A 21003-nucleotide genomic window follows, 5' to 3' on the forward strand; every position below is an offset into this window, starting at 1 on the left:
ATGAAAGCAATTGTAACAGGCGGCTGTGGATTCATCGGAAGCCACATGGTGGACAGGTTGGTTCAGGAAGGGTTTGAAGTTGTCATCATTGATAATCTTTCCAGCGGCTCTGTTAGGAATATTGAACAGCATCAGAATAATCCGCGCGTTCAGTTTGTGCATGCGGATATAAGCAATCACCTTGCGATTGAACCGCACTTCAAAAATGTTGACTGGGTTTTTCATCTTGCAGCGCTGGCTGATATTGTTCCGTCTATTGAACGCCCCATGGAATATTACAATTCAAATGCGAACGGAACTATCAATGTTCTGGAATCTGCACGCACACATGGAGTGAAAAAAATTGTTTACGCTGCATCGTCTTCCTGCTATGGAATTCCTGACAAGTATCCGACAAGCGAATCGGCAGAGATCCGTCCTCAATATCCTTATGCGCTTACAAAATATTTAGGTGAAGAACTTTGCATGCACTGGCATCAGGTGTATAAAATGAATATTGCATCGCTGAGATTTTTTAATATATACGGACCGCGCGCCCGCACTTCTGGAACATACGGAGCAGTATTCGGAGTTTTTCTCGCGCAGAAACTGGCTGGAAAACCTTTCACGGTGGTTGGAGACGGAAAGCAAACTCGTGATTTTACTTTTGTAACCGATGTGGTGAATGCCTGCTTCATGGCAGCGAAAAATGAAAACTCATCTGGAGAAATAATTAATGTAGGCAGCGGAAACACCTATAGCATTAATAAACTTGTAGAATTACTCGGTGGAAAAATAACGTATATCCCCAAACGCCCGGGCGAACCGGATTGTACCTTTGCTGATACAAAAAAAATACAAAGTGTTCTGAACTGGAAACCGAAAATAAGTTTTGAAGAAGGCGTTAAAATAATGCTTGACAACATTGACTACTGGCGCGAAGCTCCTGTGTGGGAGCCGGATTCCATTGCCAACGCTACGAAGGATTGGTTTAAGTATCTTAGCAAATAAAAACAGAACGCAGATGACACAGATAAAACAGATGAGAGCGGATAATACAGAGTTGCTACACAGCGACATCACTAAAAGAATTATTAAATGCTTCTATGAAGTTTATAATACGTTGGGTTATGGGTTTCTTGAAAAAGTTTATGAAACCGCTCTTTATCTTGAATTGAAAAATGAAAATCTTATTGTGGATAGACAAAGACCGATTGAAGTGTATTACAAAAATGAATTAGTTGGAAATTATTTTGCTGACCTGATAATTGAAAATAGTGTAATTGTAGAAATAAAGGCGGCAGAGGGAATTGCAGAGGAGCACGAATTTCAGTTAATAAATTATTTAAAGGCTACAGATATTGAAGTTGGATTACTCTTGAACTTTGGAAAGAAACCTGAATTCAAAAGAAAAATATTTTCAAATGATTCTGTGAAAATCCGTTAAATCAGCGTCATCAGCGTTCTATAAAAACATGAAATCAAAAATAATATCCTTAGAAGAACTTGGAAAGATTTCCGCGAAGCTGAAGATGAGCGGAAAAAAAATTGCGCAGTGCCACGGCTGTTTTGATCTGCTTCATCCCGGACATATAAAACATTTTGAAGCGGCAAAAAATGTGGCTGATGTGGTGGTGGTGACGCTAACTCCCGACCGCTTTGTGAATAAAGGACCCGGTCGTCCGGTCTTCAACGAAAAACTTCGCCTTGAATCTATTGCTGCGCTTGAAGCGGTTGATTATGTGGCGCTGAATAATTGGCCCACGGCAATTGAAACGGTAAAAATTGTGAAACCGGATTTTTATGTGAAAGGACAGGATTATAAAGACCGGGGAAAAGACATCACAGGAAATATTCAGAAAGAAGTAGATGCGGTGAAATCGGTCGGAGGAAAAATTTATTTCACGGAAGAAATTACTTTTTCTTCTTCTTCCTTAGTGAATGCGCATTTCAGTCCGCACAGCGATAAGGCAAAAGAATATCTTACCGCATTCAGAAAAAAACATTCCGCGGAAAAAATAATTTCTGAGATTGACAAACTGAAGGATGTAAAAGTGCTGGTGATTGGCGATACCATTATTGACGAATACCATTACTGCCTCCCGCTCGGAAAATCCACCAAGTCGCCAAATATTTCAGCAGTATATCTTCGGGAAGAAGTTTTTGCTGGCGGAGTGCTGGCTGTGGCAAATCACCTGGAACAGTTTGCCGGCAAGGTGGAACTTGTTACTATTCTGGGAAAAGAAAACTCCCGTCAGAAACTGATTGACGATAAATTATCTTCAGGCATTGAAAGAAAATATTTTTTCAGAAAAGATTCTCCTACCAACTGCAAGCGCAGGTATCTTGACCGCTACCTCAACATAAAACTTTTTGAAATCACTTTCATAAATGATAAACATATTGAAAAAGAACTGGAAGAAGAAGTGATTTCTCATCTGAGAAAAAAGATAAAAGACTATGATGTGGTGCTGGTCGCTGATTTCGGACATGGATTTATTTCCCCCGGCATTATTAAATTCCTGGAAGGTTCAGAAAAATACCTTGCCATCAACGCGCAGACCAACAGTAACAATTACGGATACAACTACATTACCAAATATCACCGCACAGATTATATTTCCATTGACGAGCGCGAACTGCGTTTGCCATTTGGGGATAATTACGGAGAATTAGAAAAGATAGTTGACCAACTGAAAAAAATAACTAACGCGAAAAAAATTCAAATCACGCTCGGGCAGCAGGGAACGATGCTGTATGAAAAAAATAAATTCAGTTATACACCTGCCTTTGCCACCTCGGTGCGCGATTCGGTAGGAGCGGGTGATGCAGTGCTTTCTGTAACAGCTTTATGCTCTTATAAAAATGTTTCAAACGATGTAACAGGATTTATCGGCAACTGCGTTGGTTCGCTTGCGGTTCAGATTATCGGCAACGAGCATCCCGTTTATAAAAAAGATTTAACAAAATACATTCAACATTTTTTAAAATAATCAATAAGGATTGTTTCGCAAAGGAACGCAAAGAAAAAGAAGAACCACCATGGATGGACGAAAATGAAATTTCTAAAATAATTATTGGTTGCGCAATTGAGGTTCACAAAAAACTTGGACCCGGATTGTTAGAATCAGCATATGAAGAATGCCATTCGTATGAATTAATACAAGCGGGATTAGTTGTTGAACGACAGAAAGCTTTGCCTTTAGTATACAAAGAAGTAAAAATGGAATGCGGTTACCGATTAGATATTATGGTCAATAAAAAAGTGATTACTGAAATTAAAGCGGTTGAAGCAATAACGGACATACATTGCGCTCAACTATTGACATATTTAAGAATTACAGGATGTAAATTAGGGCTTTTAATTAACTTCAATGTTTTGAAATTGTCTGAAGGTGGATTAAAAAGAATAGTAAACAATCTCTGATGTTCTCTTTGCGATTCTTTGCGTTTTCTTTTGCGAATCCTTTGCGACACAATATATAACAACAATGGACATACAAAAATTCGTAAAAAAATATTCTGCTGACTTTGCTTCATTGCTTAATTTGCTGGAAGCAACGGATTCTTCTTCAAGGAAATTATCTTATGAAGAAGGAATAGAGAAAGCAGTAGAAATGGTAAAGAAAGTGCAATCGGCAAATAAAAAAATAATGATGGTGGGCAACGGAGGCAGTGCCGGAATTGCCAGCCATCAGGCAGTGGATTACTGGAAGAACGGTGGAGTGCGAGCAACCGCATTTAACGATTCATCTTTGCTGACCTGTATCTCTAATGATTTCAGCTATGCGGAAGTTTTTTCTGTACCCATTGAAAAATTTGCTGACAAAGACGATATTGTTTTCTGCATCAGCAGTTCGGGCGGATCAAAAAATATTCTGAACGCTGCAGAGCAGGCAAAAAAATCTGGATGTTTAGTTGTTACTTTTTCAGGATTCAAGAATGATAATCCTCTGCGAAAACTTGGGGACTTGAATTTTTATCTTCCTTCTCATTCTTATGGTTACGTGGAAATTCTGCACCTGTTTATCATTCACAATATACTGGACGCGAAACTTTATTGCTCGGACAAAGTAGATGTGTTTAATAAAAACTTGCCGCTATAATTTAAATTTTCTCTGCTGAAATCCTTACCCTGAAATTTTTATTTGGAACAGTGGGATATTCCAGTTTGCTTGTTCTCAGATTTTTTGTTGTGTAGATTGCACATAGGGTATTGGAGAGATGATAAATATTTTTTCTTTTATCTGCAGGAGCGCCATCCAGAATTCCAGCCAACACAGGCCAGCAAATAGTTTCAAACGCAGTTCCGTAATCGTGCCATACGATTATTGAATTGTCATCCTTTAAAAGTTTGAAAACATTTGCTGTATCGCTTTTCACAGCCGGATATTCGTGGTCTCCATCCACAAAAATCAAATCAAATTTTTTATTCAGCGATGAAAAATCAAATGTCTTTGAATTGTGCGTGACATACTGAATATTCTTTTTCTCCTTTGAAAAAAATCGCTGAACGCCAATCATCTTCTCAGGAAATTTCATATGCCTCATTTCTTCGTCAGACAAGCTGATGGAAACACATTCTTTTGCCGCATCAGAAATATTTGCAATACTTTCTCCTCGCCACGTTCCTATTTCCATATACGAGCAGTCTTTGTATGTAGAGGCAAGCGCTTTTAAGATGGCGATGTCAATGGTAGTGGATGTGCCGTTTAGAAATGTGTAGGGAGAAATTTCCGTATTGAAACCCGGAAGCAAATCAAGAAGATCAAGAGAAGGAAGTCCGTTTTTCATTTCGTATTTTTTGGCAACACTTTCTCGTTTTAATTCATTTGAGACAACGTGAAATAAAGATTTAAGAACAATACTCGGTTTAGTAAGGAGAATTCTGAAAAAAGGTAATATGAGAGAACTGCGTCTCGTAGCGGGAGATTTAATAAAGTTATTCTACAATAAATTTACCCCAGCCAATTTTTTTATTTTCATTAATCACTTCAAAAAAATAGACCCCTTGCTGAAGATTTTTTCTTTCAATATTCATCTTGTAAGAAATGATTTTCTCTTCTCTGTTTAATTTTCCGGTAATGTCAAAAATTTTTAATTCGCAATTATTATTTTGATAGGGAGAAATTATTTCGAGCGTGGCTGAATTTGAAAATACAGTTGGATGAATAGAAACAAAATTATTTATTAATTCATTTTCAAATATTCCATTTCCGTCACAACTAAATTTCCACCAATCATTATACATATTTGTAAATCCATTGTTGGAACCCAAACCAGCGTATGCAGTTCCATTAATAACACAGCTAACTGATACCCATCTGTTTCCTCCGCCAAAATTTGTTGCTTGTGACCATGTATTGCCAAAATAATTGTATTCCCAAATATCTGAGTAGGCATTTCCATTAGACTGACCAAGCCCCACATAACTCTTGTTGCAAGCCTTAAATCCGATAGCATAATTTCTTGCGGTGCCTGCAAAATTCGCCTTTTGAATCCATGAATCATTCGTTGCATCATACATATAAAGGTCATTATGAAAAGAACCCGAGTATCCTAATCCCACATAACCAAAATTATTTAATTCAAATCCAGTGCAGCCGTATCTTGCTGTGCTGGGGAAATTTGTTTTTTGAATCCATGTATCATTTGTTGGATTATATTCCCATAATTCATTTGTAAAAGGACCGGAAGAAGATCCTTCATTGCCACAAACAATATATGCTTTATTTCCTATAACAAATGTTGCCGGACTATATCGGGGGCTGCTTGGAAAATTATTTTTTTGAACCCAGGAATTATTAGATGGGTTAAATTCCCAAACTTCTTGTATGGTTGGTGATGAAAGAGTAGTGGCACCTAAGCTTACATATCCTTTTCCATTTACGGCAAATGTTGCACAAAGACGCCTTCCTACAGTAATTCCTGCTTTTTGTGTCCAGCTATTTGCTCCGGGATCGTATTCCCATAAATCTCCATAATGATTTGTTCCATCATAACCCATTCCAACATATCCCTTATTTCCAATATCGAATGATGAAGAACCCCATCTTGCAGCAGATGGAAAACTTGTCAATTGTGTCCAAGTTCCTTGCGCGAAAAAATCGTGGCTAAGAAAAAGGCAAATGAGATAAAAGAATGTTTTTTTCATTTTTGATTTATTATTTTAACAAATATAAAAACTATTTTCCAAACAATTAAAGTATTCTGCTTATTTTTGTTATTATCCTCTCCGTTGCATTTCCATCCCACAGCGGAGGAACAGTTCCTTTTTTGAAATTTCCCTTTTCAATTTCCGAAATCTTTTTTTCAATAAGCGGCAAATCATAGGGAATAATTTCATTGGTTCCCACCTCAACTGTAATCGGTCGTTCTGTGTTCGGGCGCAGAGTAAGGCAGGGAATTTTTCTGAAAGTTGATTCTTCCTGCACGCCACCGCTGTCGGTAATGATGCAGAGCGTTTCAGAAACTAATTTCTGGAATGAAAAATAATCCATGGGTTCTGTGATGATAAGATTCTTTATAATTCTGAATTCTCCGAGCAAATTATTTCTTTCCATGTTTTTTACAGTTCTCGGATGGATGGGAAATACAACAGGATGTCTTTTGCACAGCATTTCCAATAGTGAGAAAAGTTTTTCAAGCCCATCTCTTGTGTCCACATTTGAAGGGCGGTGCATCGTCATTAAAATAAACTTTCCCATTTCAATATTCAGCTCAGATAGAACAGGTGATTTCTGAATCAATTCGTCAAAAGCAACCAGCGTGTCAATCATTGTGTTGCCGACAAAAAAAATGCTTGTGTCTTTTCTTCCTTCGCGCTTCAGGTTCTCAACTCCGCTTTGCTCGGTAACAAATAAATAATCCGCCAGCACATCGGTTGCAATGCGGTTGAATTCCTCGGGCATCGTTCGGTCAAAACTTCTCAGTCCGCTTTCAATGTGAGCCAGTTTGATAGTGCATTTATTGGCAGTGATGGCAGCGGCAAAAGTAGAATTCACATCTCCCGGCACCATTACTAGATCAGGCTTATACTCTCCAATTATTTTTTCCAGTCCAATCATTATTTCTGCCATCTGGGAATTTGGCGATGTGGGACTGATGTTCAGAAAAAAATCCGGCTGAAGGTTAAACTGCTGAAAAAATATATTGGATAATTTCTGTTCGTAATGCTGCCCCGTATGGGCAATTTTTATTTCTAAGTGCTCATAAACTGAAGCAACTTTTTTGAATTGAGTTATCTTGATGAAATTCGGGCGGGTGCCTACAACAATAAGAATGCGCTTCATGGTTTTTCAAAAAGGAATTCAAAGATAAATAAATTGTAAAGCCGAAATTCTAAGCGATGGAATCAAGAAGAGCAGCCATTTGAGCTGTTTTATTTTTTCTTGAATACGTTGCTATATCCGAACTGCTTACAGACAGACTTTTGTTTGTAAACTGCTCAAGCATCTTCAGTAATTCTTCTTTCATTTTTTCTTTGTCTTTGAAATCGCAAACAATTCCTGCGTTGGTTTCTGAAATTATTCGTGCAGAATCACCTTTTGGATTTCCGATTGCGAAAATGGGACGTTTGGCGGCAAGGTATTCAAATATTTTTCCAGGAATGATTCCCATTATGTTAGGGGTATCGTTGAGAGGCAAAAGAAGAACCTGCGAAGAGCATATCTGCTTCATCACTTCGTCATGAGGTAAATAGGAAATCAGTTCAGTGAATTGATTTAATCCGTTTTTCTCAAGGCTTTCCAAAACTGAAATATCGTTTTTTCCTATGAGGCGAATCTTTAAAATATTTTTCAGATGTTTATTTTCATTTACAAGTTCTTTTAAAGCCATCCAAAACTGATGGGGGTTTCTATCTTTGTTCATCGCGCCAATATGGCTGATGGAAAAATTTTCGTGCAGTTTTGTTTCGCTGTAAATAAAATCCGCTTCATCAAAGCCGTTCGTAATAACGTCAACTTCTCTAGAATATATTTTCTGAAAATCTTTCGCCCAGCTCCAGCTTACCGATACAACTTTATCAGCATTCTTCAGAACTTCCAACTCCATCTTTTTATGTTTTGCATCTGAAAATTTTGTAAGCATGAGTTTGTCATAGAAATCAATATTTGTCCACGGATCGCGGAAATCAGCAAGCCAGGGAATATTTAATTTCTTTTTTATTCCAAGTGCAATCAAGTGCATGCTATGCGGAGGTCCTGTTGAAACCATAGCATCCACCGGATTTTTTTTCAGGTGTTCAGAAAGAAAATCAATTGATGGGTTTATCCAGAACTTCCTCGCATCCGGAATGAACCAGTTGCCGCGTATCCATACGGAAATTTTTTCTGTAAGACCGGGCTTTTTCTTTTCGGTAAGAAATCCTGCATTAATTTTTTCATCTTTCTTCTGCCCGATAAAACCTTTGTATAAATTATAGGGCTCCCATATTTTTGTTTTAAGCACAGTAAGGTTTTTCGGAATATCTTTCTGAAGAGAATTGTCTATGGCTGGAGCTTCCGGGTTTTCAGGCGTGTAAACAACGGGCTCCCAGCCAAACTCGCGCAGGTATTTTACAAACTTGAGCCAGCGCTGCACGCCCGCGCCACCGCTCGGAGGCCAGTAATAAGTGATGATGAGAACTTTTTTCATTTCCTTTTAAACTAACAGCTAATTAACCCGAATAATGCGAATTGGAAGGCAAAGGATTTTTCTCTTCAGGAATATTAATTATCCTCTTGAAGAAAACCCCATCTTTTCCAAAGTAGGCGAGAATTCCTAATTGCAGTCCGGTGCTTTTCAGATATGCAATTACTTGTTTAGCATGCTTACGGTTTATTTGATTTCCAGCTTTGAGTTCAACAATGACTTTTTCATCAACAATAAAGTCAGCAAAATATTTTCCTATTTCTTTTTCAAGAAACTTCATTGGAATAGGAGCTTGCTGTTTAAAATTTATGGTTTGTTCTTCAAAACCGGCAGTACACGCCCTTTGGTAATATTTCTCATGTAAGCCGGGACCAAGTTCATTATATACACGAAATAATACACCTACAATTCTGTAACTAAGTTCCGGTTCAATTAAATCTTCTCTCTTAACTCTTTTATACATTTTTTGTGGCTGCTATTCGTATTATTCGAGCTAATTAGCCATTGGTATATTGTCTCTTTGAAAGATTAATTTCTTTGAATGCGGCAAATCCACATAGCAGGAAGAGCATAACCAAACTGGCAGCTGAAATTTTTTCTCCTGTCGAAATGATGGACGGCTCAAACTTAAACTCCACGTTATGTTTTCCTGCAGGAACCCGCATCGCTCGCAAAACATAATTAACGCGGAAGTGCGGAGTTAATTTTCCGTCCACATAAGCATTCCATCCGTTCGCGTAATAAATTTCGGAGAACACCGCCAGCCCTTCAGCAGATGAATTTGATTCATACACCAAGTCATTTGTCTTATAAGAAGTGAGTTTGATGTTTGCAAGCGAATCTTTCACCGGCTTGTCCGAAGGACTCCTTACGGAGAATCCTGAAACATTTTCTTCAAAGCGCTTATCAAGAATTGCCGTGGTGGATGGATTAAAATTTTTCAGCGCGGTAATTTCAGAATCGGGATTGGCAACTATTTTATAGTCATTTACAAACCAGGCATTGCCCAGCGCTTCGCGGTTGGGATAAGGCATGGGCTGGTTTTTTTCTCCAGGCACAATAATATATTTTGTATTCAACATATTTATCACTGCCATATTTCTCTTGTTGATATGGAAGTCAATCAGCTCCTGATACCTGCGCAGCTTTGCACCGTGATAACCGCTGATGGATTTATGAAAGTAAGAAGTTGCGGCATCCTGATCGGGGCGCGAAAGCGTATTCCATACGCGGAAGTTTGGGTCGGTATCTTTATTGATTTCCAAATCGGCACCGTTCGGTCTGCCCATCATAGCAAAAGGATTTTTCATATCCGAGCTTTTTGAAAAGCTGTCGTTGTTCAGATAGCGTCTGTCAACCACCACCATATCGAATATGATAAGCACAATCAGTGAAGCAATAAGTATTTTTCTGTTCACCAATTTATTTTTTGCATAAAGCCAGATGGCTGCTGCGGCAAGCAAAATAAAAAAGAAACTACGCATGGCATCCGATTTCACAATAACTTGTCTTGCTGTTATTACATCCGGCAATGTCTGATCGAGATACGTATTGATTTGCTGATCGGTCACTTCCGGATTACTTTGCTTGATTTGCCCGAAGAGTTCATTTTTTTCTCCGGGTGGTGAAAAATCGGTGAGCATGCCGGGAGCCAGCCAGCAGAGGAGAGCTATTCCGCCTGTGAGGATGAAAGAAACAATCAGTATTTTTTGTCCGCTTAAAATTTGTTTAAACGGAAGAGAGAAATTTTCTTTCAGAAAGTTTTTATTCTTCATCAGTTGATCAATCGCCAGAACGCCAAGGAGAGGAATGCAGAATTCGGCAATGACCAGTATCATCGCTACTGCCCGAAATTTATTGTAGGCAGGAAAATGATCGAGCATAAAGTTGCTGAGGCCGAACGGGTCATTTCTTCCCCACGAAAGCCAGATGGAAATAATAGTGGAAAGCACAAGCGCCCATTTGAGCGGACCTTTCACGACAAACAATCCGAGCACAAACAAAAAAATTACAATAGCTCCTGCATAAACAGGACCTGAGGTGAAGGGTTGGTCGCCAAAATACTGGTACATACGCGAAACCGCTTCGCGTTTATCAGGGTCAACTTTTTCAAGTGCGCTTTTGTTGTTGCCAATCGGAGTTGAAGCGCCTCCTTTGAAATTCGGAATCAGCAGCGTCATGGTTTCGCCAACACCATAGCTCCACGCAGTGGCATAATCTTTATCCAGTCCCGAAGTTACATTGTGTTCGTTTTTTGTTCCATCAGGATTGATGGTGAGTTCGGTTCCTCCGCGGATGGTGTATTTGCTGTAATCCGCAGTCGCCCACAGGCTCGTGATGTTAACTCCGAGGGCAATGATGCCTGCAATTCCAATCACGGCTGATTGTTTGAAGAATGCGGGAAGTTTTTTTTCTTTGAACGCGTTGAAAAGTTCAGACAACCCGTAAAATAAAATCAGGAAGCCGAGGTAATAAGTTATTTGCGGATGGTTGACAAAAATTTCCATGGTAAGAAATAAAGCGGTGATAGCTCCGCCCAGCAGCATTTTTCCCCTATAGGTAAGCATGATGCCTGCCAGTGCGGGAGCCATGTAGGCGATGGCAGCCATTTTTGAATTGTGCCCCGCGTCAAGAGCAATGAAGAAGTAGGAGGAGAGCCCGAATGCAATGGCGCCTATGACGGAAAGCCAGGGATCAACCTTCAAGACCTGAAGCAGAAAATAAAAACCAATGAAGCAGAGAAAAATATACCGGATAGGATGAGGAAAAAAGAGCGAGAAAAATTTATTGAGGTATTCTAATTTGCCCGCCAGATAAGTAGCTGAAATCTGGTAAGCGGGCATTCCGCAAAACATAGAACCCGTCCAATACGGTTCTTCATGATATTTTTCCCGAAAGTCAGTTATCTCTTTCGACATTCCTTTGAAGCGCATGATGTCTTCCTGGAAAAGTTCCTTGCCTCCGAAAATCATGGGAGAAAAATAGGCGGCAGTGATTGAAATAAAAACCACCACTGCGATTATGTGAGGAAGCCAGAGATTGGTTTGTGGTTTGTTGTTTGTGGTTGAAACCGTCTCTTGAACTTGATGTGGATTTTTTTGCGCCATGGAAAAAGTTAATTGGTCAATTAGTCAACGGGTTGATTCATGCCGAAGGGTTCCTTCGGAGAAAATGCAAAACGAAAATAGTTAAAAGTTTGGGAATGGAGTGTGCCGCCATTGAGTTTCAGGAACTAATCCTACGCAATAATAAAAAAGGAGAAACTCTTGGGCACCTCTAATAACTCTTCTGCCAGACAAAGCGGAATAATGGAATGTTGGAATGTTGGGGAATTTCCCGCTCTTCCATTCTTCCACCATTCCATCATTCCTGTTTTTAGGGGTTCCCCTTATGAAGAAGATAATTTTACCTGCTCAGATAAAGATTCCTTTCCCCATAAACCTTCTGGAAGAACTCATCCTCCAAATCATCAATGAAGTAAATTGCTTCACCGGTTGATTTCATTTCCGGTCCGAGTTCTTTATTCACATCCAAAAATTTATCGAATGAGAACACCGGAACCTTTATGGCATAACCTTTTTTCGTGGGATTGAATTTGAAGTCCTTTAGTTTTTTTACGCCAAGCATTACTTTTGTAGCGTAGTTGATATACGGTTCATCATATGCTTTCGCAATGAACGGCATGGAGCGCGATGCGCGCGGGTTGGCTTCAATCACGAACACTTCTTCATTTTTTATTGCGAACTGGATATTGATGAGACCTTTCGTTTGAAGTGCAAGCGCAATTTTCTTTGTGTACTCTTCCATTTTCTTAATCACTTTTTCGCTGAGGTCGAACGGAGGAAGCACCGCGTTGGAATCTCCCGAGTGAATGCCCGCGGGCTCGATGTGCTCCATCATTCCCATGATGTAATTATCTTCTCCATCGCAGATGGAATCGGTTTCGGCTTCAATGGCGTTCTCCAGAAAATGGTCGAGGAGAATTTTATTTCCCGGAATGTCTTGTAATATTTTTATGATGTGTTCTTCAAGTTCCTGTTCGTTAATCACAATTTTCATGCTCTGTCCGCCCAGCACATACGAAGGACGAACAAGAAGAGGAAATCCAAGTTCACGGGAAAGTTTCACCGCCTGTTCTGCATCTTCCGCGACTCCGAATTTCGGATACGGAATTTTTAAATCACTCAGCAGCGTAGAAAAACTTCCGCGGTCTTCTGCCAAATCAATGGATGCAAACGATGTTCCGATAATTTTTATTCCGTACTTCTCCATCTTCTCTGCCAGCTTTAAAGCGGTTTGTCCGCCCAACTGAACAATCACGCCTTCGGGTTTTTCGTGCTGAATGATTTCATACACATGTTCCCAGAACACGGGCTCGAAATAAAGTTTGTCGGCAATATCAAAATCGGTGGAGACAGTTTCAGGATTGCAATTAATCATGATGGTTTCGTAGCCCGCTTCTTTTGCGGCAAGCACTCCGTGAACGCAACTATAATCGAATTCGATTCCCTGCCCGATGCGGTTAGGACCAGAGCCGAGTATCACAACTTTTTTCTTTTTCGAAGGAATGGATTCATTCTCTTCTTCGAAAGTGGAGTAGTAGTAAGGCGTTTGCGCTTCAAACTCTGCCGCGCAGGTGTCAACCAATTTGTAAACTCTTTTTATTCCGAGCTCTTGCCTCTTCTTGTACACTTGCGATTCCAGACAGCGAAGCAAATGTGCAACTTGTCTGTCGGCATATCCTTTCTGTTTTGCTTCGAGCAATAAATCTTTTGGAATATCTTCAAGCGTATGTTTTTCAATTTCTTTTTCCAATGAAATAAGTTCTTCAATCTGATTCAGGAACCATGGATCAATCTTCGTGAGTTTGTGAATGGTCTTGAAAGGAATTCCCATCTTGAACGCATCGTACACATGGAACAAGCGATTCCACAGTGGTTTTTCCAGGTTTGCCAGCAGTGTATTCTGGTCGGCAACTTCTCTTCCGTCAGCGCCCAATCCGTTTCGTTTTATTTCCAAACTCTGACAAGCTTTCTGCAATGCTTCCTGAAAGCTTCTTCCTATGCCCATGGATTCGCCAACCGATTTCATCTGTAAACCAAGGTGGCGATCGCTGCCTTTGAACTTATCAAAATTCCAGCGCGGAACTTTTACGATCACATAATCAATTGTTGGCTCGAAGAAAGCGGAAGTGGATTTTGTGATTTGATTTTTCAGTTCATCCAGATTATATCCGATGGCAAGTTTGGCAGCGATCTTCGCAATGGGATAGCCCGTTGCTTTGCTCGCCAGCGCGGAAGAGCGCGATACGCGGGGATTGATTTCAATCACAATCATCTGCTCTTCGTTGTCGGGGTTCACCGCAAACTGAATGTTGCATCCGCCCGCGAAGTGTCCGATTCCGTTCATACATTTTATCGCGGCATCGCGCATGCGCTGATAGCAAGTATCGGAAAGAGTCATCGCTGGAGCAACCGTTACAGAATCTCCTGTGTGAATTCCCATCGGGTCAAAATTCTCTATGGAACAGATGATGACCACATTATCGTTTGCATCGCGCAAAAGTTCAAGTTCGTATTCTTTCCAGCCGGAAACGCTTTGCTCAATCAATACTTCGTGAATGGGTGAAGCATGCAAGCCGCGGTTGAGCGCTGCATCAAAATCTTTTTTCTCGAAAACAAATCCTCCGCCTGTTCCGCCCAGCGTGAATGAGGGACGAATCACCAACGGAAATCCCACTTCCTGCGCGATTTCTTTTCCTTCAAGAAATGAAGTTGCTGTTCTTCCTTTGCAAACTCCCATTCCGAGTTCCAACATTCTCATGCGGAATTTTTCCCTGTCTTCGGTAGTGTGAATCGCATCCGTGTTCACGCCAATCATTTTCACACCGTGTTTTTTCCAGAGCCCGGCTTTCTCACATTCAATCGCAAGGTTGAGCGCGGTTTGTCCGCCCATGGTGGGAAGCACGGCATCAATTTTATGTTTCTTAAGAATTTCTCCTATGGATTTTTTCGTGAGTGGTTTTAAATAAATATTATCAGCGGTAACTTTATCCGTCATGATAGTGGCGGGATTGGAATTGATGAGCGTTACTTCAATTCCTTCTTCCTTGAGCGAACGCGATGCCTGTGAGCCGGAGTAATCAAATTCGCATGCCTGCCCGATGATGATGGGACCAGAGCCGATGATGAGAACGGATTTTATGGAGTTGTCTTTGGGCATTTTTCGGTTTACAGTTTAAGGTCTACAGTTTACAGTTGAAATACAGTTTGAGAATTGCGGTGGCAAATTTAGATAAAACTTCTCTCAGGGAAACGTTTCAAAGAGAAAAGGACAAAAATAGTTGAACAGGTTTTTGACAGGCAGTCACAAAATAGAATAAATAATAAAGGATGAATCTTTCTAAACAGTAACAACTATTTTTATTTATAATTAATATTCAAATACTCTTGGATTAAATAGCCAGGAATTGCAAAGCTGACACCTTCGGTGTTTTTTCCTACAAGTTTTGAATTCACTATTCCGTGAACAGTACCCTGTGCATCAAACAAGGGTCCTCCGCTGTTTCCTGCATTGATAGACATATTTAATTGTAATAGATTGTTGTTGTTATTTTTTCTTTCATTTGAAATTACACCAGTAGATACTGATTGTCCTAATTCAACAGATTTTGGTGCGCCAATAGTAAATACTTCCTGTAAATTCTTGAATGACTTTGTAGTTGTTAATTTGAAAACTTTTTCAAATTTTTTATCTACTTTAATTAACGCTATATCTCTGTATCTATTATACCTGACTATTGTTCCCTTCAATTCTTCACCATCAGAAGCAATAACTTTTATGTCTTTGAGTTTGTTAAAATATTTTCCGGATATAACATGAAAATTAGTTAAGATATAACCATCCTGAGTTATAGCAAATCCGCTGCCATGTCCTTCCTTTGATTTAATGATAACGGACGCAATAGATGCATCTGATTTATCATTAATCACAGATTTTGTTGGTATGGGTGTTAAAGTTAAAGGGACATCTGTGCAGGCAAAATTGGTTTCTTGTTTTAAATATTTAGTAAACTTTGAATTTTTATGCAAGTTAAGATAAGAAATATCAACTGCATCACCGAACATTTTTTCGAAAGAGTCTGATTCCTTTTCTTTTGTAAAATCGCCCGAATATTCTTTTGTTTCAATCGAATCCAGAATTTCACCATAAGAGTTTTCGACATACCAGGTCAAAAACATTTTAGTTTTATAGTAATACCCCATATGTTTTTTTCCATAAATGGTATAAACGTAAATTTTGTTAATACTTCCTTCTAAGGTAAGGGTGTTATTATTATCATAAAAAAGTGTGTTAACGGTATCTACAAACCCAGTGTTTTTTAATGTTTTATACACATTGGTAGTAAACTTTGTATCCTCATACATTATTTTTTTTTCATCATCATCTTCTAATTTATTTTTGCTGTTTTTCTTTTTCAGTTCTTTAGCGTCTGCTTTATCAGATTTATCATTTGCATTTTTCTCAGTTGATTCTATTTTGGAGAGAAAATCCTGAGACGCATACGGTAGATAATACTCTTTAATATCTTTATCTTTATTTTTAATGTTAAGTTTAATATTAGAAATATCAACATACTTATCATTCTCACCTCTTGTTACCAGTTTATAGTCTATCGGAATTTTAACAACATTATCGTATATCAAATTTTTCGGAACATAAGAGTCTATCCAAAATCCATAGTAAAGAGAAAGTAAATTAAGTGGCTGCAAACACCAGTATGCTATGGGGCGTTTCGTTTGCACCATTGCCTGATAGGTATCTTTAAAACCAGGTGTTTTTATTAGAATTTGTTTTGCACCGTTTTTCTGAATTTTTTGAGTGACAGATTTTCCTTTACCCATTTCCTCTTTATCAACATATATCTTTGCATCTTTATTATCAGTAGTAAATGTTACTTTTTGCATTTTAGGAATAAAAATTGCGGCACAACCTGATAGAATAACAGTGACGGTTAATAATAAAATAATTTTTTTCATGTTATATAATATTATGATTTATTTAGAAATGTAAATATCGTAATTTATGATTGAGTGGTAAGATTTTATAAGTTTTTATATTCCATTGAATGAGCATGTGCGCCATAGAAATGTAGTTAGCGAACTAAGGTCACAAACCCTTTTTTATTTTCTTCGTTAGCGGTGAGGAGATAGTAGTAAGTTCCTTCGTTTGCAATAACTCCGGCTGGAGTTCTTCCGTCCCAGTAATCTTTTTGTTTGGTGGTGGCAAACATGGGAACTCCCCATCGGTCAAAAATCTTCAGCGAAAATTCTTTGCACATATCTATTCCGCTGATGACAAATAAATCATTCACTCCATCTCCGTTAGGAGAAAAAGTGTTTGGCAAAAATAATTCACCTGTACAATCTTTTTCCACAAACACTTTTGCGCAGGATGAATCTGTGCATCCGTTTGAATCGGTAACAAAAACACAATAAACAGTAGTAATTGTGGGCGTATCCGTCACGCTTGCCGTTGTTGCTCCGTTAGTCCATGAATACGTATTTCCTCCTGATGCTGTAAGTGTAATGCTTTGTCCTGCAGTAATTGTTGTGCTGCCTGATATTGTAATGGGGGTTGGAGGAGGTTCGGTAATTGCAATTGAATCAGTTGCAGAAAATCCTGAAGCATCTGTTACAAGAACAGAATAGTTTCCGGGACAAAGACCTGTAATGGTTTGTGTGCTTTGTGCCGGATTAGTATTCCACAGATAAGTATAAGGAGAAGCGCCTCCGAGCATTGCAGCAGTTGCTGTTCCGTTACACTGACCATTACAAAGTGCATTGGTAGCGGTAGCATTCATGGTAACATAATTAAAACATGAATTATCAATTTTTGCAACGTAGATATCTTTCTTGCCCAGCCCGATAAGTGAATTACTTCCGAAGGAAGCATTCGTCACATAATATCCTGCATTATACAGATTGCACGAATCATCGCATGCGAGTGCAGTGCCTCGGTCTTCATCAGTTCCTCCGCCCGCTAAAGCCCATTTCCATTTTCCGGAAGTGTCAATGGCTGCGACAAAAACCTGTAAGCTGTCGGCAGCAGCCGATAAAGTGATGTTTGCTCCGAAAGATGCGATTCCCTTAAATTGTCCGGTGACAAAAAGATTTCCTTTTTTGTTGGAAATAATTCTGTCGCCTCTGTCGCTTCCACTGTTTGAACCGGCTTTTTTTGCCCAAATCCAATTACCGTTTGTTTTCATTTTTGAAACGAATATGTCGCGTCCGTTCGGTCCTCCATTATTATTTACAGTGTCTGTTCCAAACACAGCTTTATCTCTGAACTCTCCTGTTACATACACATCACCAAAATAATCAACGGTGATGGAATTTCCGCGGTCGTCTGAAATACCTCCCGCGCGTTTTGCCCAGATAAAATTTCCGTTGCTGTCATATTTTATGACAAACACATCGCGCCCTCCTGCACTGGTAAGCATGGTGGACCCGAATAATTTTGATCCGGCAAATCCCCCCGTGATATAAATATTGCTAAGTGTGTCAATCGCAATACGATTGTCGCGCTCGCCATCAATGCCATTAAAAGTTCTGACCCACTGAAACACTCCGGAAGGAGAAATTTTTGCCGCGAATGCAATGGAATCAGTAGACATGGGAACAGTAATGCTTCCGAAATATCCCGGGTTGCCAAACCATCCGTAATGGTCTGAAAGAAAACCGGTGAGATAAATGTTTCCCTGCTTATCCGTTATCAGATCAAAACCGTGATCATCGCCATCACTTCCACCATGAATGTTCCATATGCAATTTCCGTTCAGATCAAATTTGCCTACAAATACTTCATCCGAAACTCCACCCGATGTATAACAGCCGTTAAAATCATAGATATCATACCAGGTGCATCCGGTTGCATACACATAACCGTTCACTTTATCGGTGCACATGCCAAGCACCCGTTCATCATATCCGCCTATCGCAGCATTCACCCACATCCATGTTCCGGAAGAATTGACTTTTGCAAGAAATCCTTCTTTGCCCCAGTCTACAGGAGGGTTGATGCTTCCGAAGCTGATGAGTGCAGTTGCAGGTTGCCCTACATTATAATAACCCGAAACATACAAGTTGCCCGAGGTATCAATATCCATGTCGGTGGCTTTGTCGCTATAAATACCACCGGCTGTTATTGCCCACAACCATGACTGGGCATTTGATGTAACAGGAAAAAATGCAGCAAGAAGAAGAAACTTAAATAGAAATATTTTTCTGAAAAACATTTTGTGAAAGAAACGTGTTTAAGCAAAGGTAAGAGAAAAAAATCTTACTTCTTTTCCAGCGTCAGAACTCTTGAGGTCGGGACCGGATTTGAACCGGTGTAGCAGCTTTTGCAGAGCTGAGCCTAACCGCTCGGCCACCCGACCATTTTGGAGCGCGAATTTACAATCTATTTGCTAATCACAGCACTTACGCTTTTTGCTTCTCCGCCAACAGGTGGATTAATCTTTACCACTTTTACTTTTATCTTATTTACGGATGGGAATTTTTTTCTCAAAGAATCGTGAATCCGCTGAGCTACATGCTCAATAAGATTGGAACGGACGGACATTTCTTTTTTAGTTATGTTATATATCGCAACATAATCAACCGCATCTGAAAGTTTGTCGGATGAAGATGGTTTTGTAAAATCTGTATCTACTGTTACATCCACCAAATAATCACCTCCGGTTTTTGCTTCATCCGGATTGCATCCGTGAAAAGCGTGAAACTTCATTCCTTCAACAAAAAGTTTTCCCATAATAATTAGAAAAAAGATTCAGATGGATTTAGGCAGATGCATACGGATGTATCCGTTTGAATCCGTTTTATCTGTTTGCATCTGCATTTTAATAATAGTTGGCAAAAGTAAAAATCTAATGAGAAAAGGAAATCAATTTGTCTTGATTATTTTTTTTGTCAGAGAAGTTTTATTGTCGGATACTTTCATCAGATAAATCCCCGCACAGAAAGAAGAAATATCGATTTGAAAATTTGATGATTGATTAATTTGAAAATTATCGGCCCGATAAATTTTTTCTCCGTAAACATTATAAATTTCTATGCTGTTCATTTTCAAATCTTCAAATTGATTCATCTTCAAATTGAATTTTCCGGTGTTCGGATTCGGAAAAATAATTACATCGGATGAAAAAGAATTTTCTTCATTCACTCCGAGCAGTTGCGTTCCATCCAGAACGAATAAGCCATTTGCAATGTCAGACCCGATGATATGGCGCGAAGGAAGATAGGGATACACTCCCCAGCATCCGGGTCCATAGCCGGTATAATCTATGTCACCCGGATGTGTGTCATAATAGCCAGCCTGAAAAGGCGAAGAAGTATTTGAAATATCGAAACACTGAACGCCATCATGATAGTATGAAATAAAAACTTTTGTTCCTAAAATAAATGGATTGTGAGGAATGCTTCCGTTTGGTCCCATCGAATCAGAAACATTCAGCAGGTTGGAACGAAAAATACTTTTGAGAGTGGGATTATTAATATTTGATATGTCATAAACTTTCAATCCCATGCCGTGTGTTTCATCCGCGAACACAACAGTTTTTCCGTCAGCGCTAACCCAACTGCTATGATTGTATCCTTGTTCCGGGTAACTGGTGATGCTTTGAATGAGAGAAGGAGAAGTTGGGTTCTTGTAATCATAAATAAAAAATCCATCATTTCCTGCCGAAAGAAAAGCGGTGTCTTTCCTTACACACACATCATGCACATAACTGAACAGGGGAGTAGATAAATCATTTATCACGACAGGAATTTCAGGGTTGCTAAGCGAAGCCACGCGTAATGTGATGGGATTTCCTCCATTGTCTCTCAAGCCCGCGAAATAGATCCGTCCGTTATCAATAAAAATATTGTGGGCTGTTTTGCAAATGCTATGGCTGTCATAAACTTTGACAACGGAATCGGGCAAATATTGTAAATCGAAAATCTGGAGAGAAGAATTTCCTTCATCGCAAACAGCATACATATAATGCTGATATGTTTTATAATCACGGTGCACCACGTTGCCTGAAGATTCCATTCCGACTTGAAAACTTACTAGCACTGGAGTAGTTGGATTTGTTACATCAAAAATATGTGAACCAACAGTAGACCCGATGACCGCATATTCTCTGCCTAATGAATCAACATAGCCCCAGCAATCACTGAATCGTCCTCCTGTCCAGTTGGTCGGATAGGATGTGTTTGTCCAGTTAGAAAGCAGTGACATGTTTAACTGCATTTGTGCGCTGGAAAAAATAGAAAGAGAAAATAAGAAGGAAAAAATTCCCGTTTGTATTTTTATTTTCATAATAGATTTTTTAATGGAGAA

The 21003-nt window shown here is 39.3% G+C and carries 16 protein-coding genes and 1 tRNA gene; 5 read left to right on the forward strand and 12 right to left on the reverse strand.

The annotated features are described in order from the left end of the window. From HY841_13450 to HY841_13470, 5 genes are all read left to right on the forward strand, one after another. Positions 1-990: an SDR family oxidoreductase gene (locus HY841_13450; protein ID MBI4931767.1), complete on the forward strand. Its 990-nt coding sequence runs from the start codon at positions 1-3 to the stop codon at positions 988-990. A 13-nt stretch (positions 991-1003) separates the two neighbouring features. Further along, the gene (locus tag HY841_13455; protein ID MBI4931768.1) at positions 1004-1426 is read left to right on the forward strand and encodes a GxxExxY protein; all 423 of its coding nucleotides are present in this window, start codon (positions 1004-1006) and stop codon (positions 1424-1426) included. 28 nt (positions 1427-1454) lie between these two features. Continuing rightward, positions 1455-2972, forward strand: a complete 1518-nt coding sequence (locus HY841_13460; GenBank protein MBI4931769.1) for an adenylyltransferase/cytidyltransferase family protein — start codon at positions 1455-1457, stop codon at positions 2970-2972. Positions 2973-3025: 53 nt separating this feature from the next. After that, positions 3026-3406: a GxxExxY protein gene (locus tag HY841_13465; GenBank protein MBI4931770.1), complete on the forward strand. Its 381-nt coding sequence runs from the start codon at positions 3026-3028 to the stop codon at positions 3404-3406. A gap of 64 nt (positions 3407-3470) precedes the next feature. Next, positions 3471-4085, forward strand: coding sequence for an SIS domain-containing protein (locus HY841_13470; protein ID MBI4931771.1), 615 nt, complete (start codon positions 3471-3473; stop codon positions 4083-4085). Position 4086: 1 nt separating this feature from the next. Here the strand turns inward: HY841_13470 and HY841_13475 are convergent, their stop codons facing one another. The 12 genes from HY841_13475 to HY841_13530 all read right to left on the reverse strand — a co-directional run bounded on the left by HY841_13475 (position 4087) and on the right by HY841_13530 (position 20982). Further along, entirely contained in the window at positions 4087-4773 is a 687-nt protein-coding gene (locus HY841_13475; GenBank protein ID MBI4931772.1) for a class I SAM-dependent methyltransferase, read from the reverse strand. A 148-nt stretch (positions 4774-4921) separates the two neighbouring features. Further along, complete coding sequence (locus HY841_13480; GenBank protein ID MBI4931773.1) at positions 4922-6133, reverse strand: T9SS type A sorting domain-containing protein; 1212 nt, start codon at positions 6131-6133, stop codon at positions 4922-4924. A gap of 46 nt (positions 6134-6179) precedes the next feature. After that, on the reverse strand, positions 6180-7271 hold the full coding sequence (gene wecB / locus HY841_13485) for a UDP-N-acetylglucosamine 2-epimerase (non-hydrolyzing) (protein MBI4931774.1): 1092 nt from the start codon (positions 7269-7271) through the stop codon (positions 6180-6182). Between the two features lie 49 nt (positions 7272-7320). Next, entirely contained in the window at positions 7321-8616 is a 1296-nt protein-coding gene (locus HY841_13490; protein ID MBI4931775.1) for a glycosyltransferase family 4 protein, read from the reverse strand. A 22-nt stretch (positions 8617-8638) separates the two neighbouring features. Continuing rightward, positions 8639-9076, reverse strand: a complete 438-nt coding sequence (locus HY841_13495) for a GxxExxY protein (protein ID MBI4931776.1) — start codon at positions 9074-9076, stop codon at positions 8639-8641. A gap of 34 nt (positions 9077-9110) precedes the next feature. Next, positions 9111-11720 (reverse strand): YfhO family protein, encoded by a 2610-nt coding sequence (locus tag HY841_13500; GenBank protein MBI4931777.1) that lies wholly within the window; start codon positions 11718-11720, stop codon positions 9111-9113. A 298-nt stretch (positions 11721-12018) separates the two neighbouring features. After that, positions 12019-14835, reverse strand: a complete 2817-nt coding sequence (carB, locus tag HY841_13505; protein MBI4931778.1) for a carbamoyl-phosphate synthase large subunit — start codon at positions 14833-14835, stop codon at positions 12019-12021. Positions 14836-15035: 200 nt separating this feature from the next. Beyond that, the gene (locus HY841_13510; GenBank protein ID MBI4931779.1) at positions 15036-16652 is read right to left on the reverse strand and encodes a trypsin-like peptidase domain-containing protein; all 1617 of its coding nucleotides are present in this window, start codon (positions 16650-16652) and stop codon (positions 15036-15038) included. A 116-nt stretch (positions 16653-16768) separates the two neighbouring features. Then, the gene (locus HY841_13515) at positions 16769-18910 is read right to left on the reverse strand and encodes a gliding motility-associated C-terminal domain-containing protein (protein ID MBI4931780.1); all 2142 of its coding nucleotides are present in this window, start codon (positions 18908-18910) and stop codon (positions 16769-16771) included. A gap of 73 nt (positions 18911-18983) precedes the next feature. Further along, positions 18984-19054, reverse strand: a tRNA-Cys gene (locus HY841_13520). 23 nt (positions 19055-19077) lie between these two features. Beyond that, entirely contained in the window at positions 19078-19428 is a 351-nt protein-coding gene (gene folB, locus HY841_13525; GenBank protein ID MBI4931781.1) for a dihydroneopterin aldolase, read from the reverse strand. A gap of 132 nt (positions 19429-19560) precedes the next feature. Beyond that, positions 19561-20982 carry a choice-of-anchor B family protein gene (locus tag HY841_13530; GenBank protein MBI4931782.1) on the reverse strand — a complete coding sequence of 474 codons (1422 nt, stop codon included), beginning with the start codon at positions 20980-20982 and terminating at the stop codon, positions 19561-19563. Positions 20983-21003 lie beyond the last annotated feature (21 nt).

It is taken from the genome of Bacteroidota bacterium, from assembly GCA_016213405.1.
In the GTDB taxonomy this organism is placed as follows: domain Bacteria; phylum Bacteroidota; class Bacteroidia; order Palsa-948; family Palsa-948; genus Palsa-948.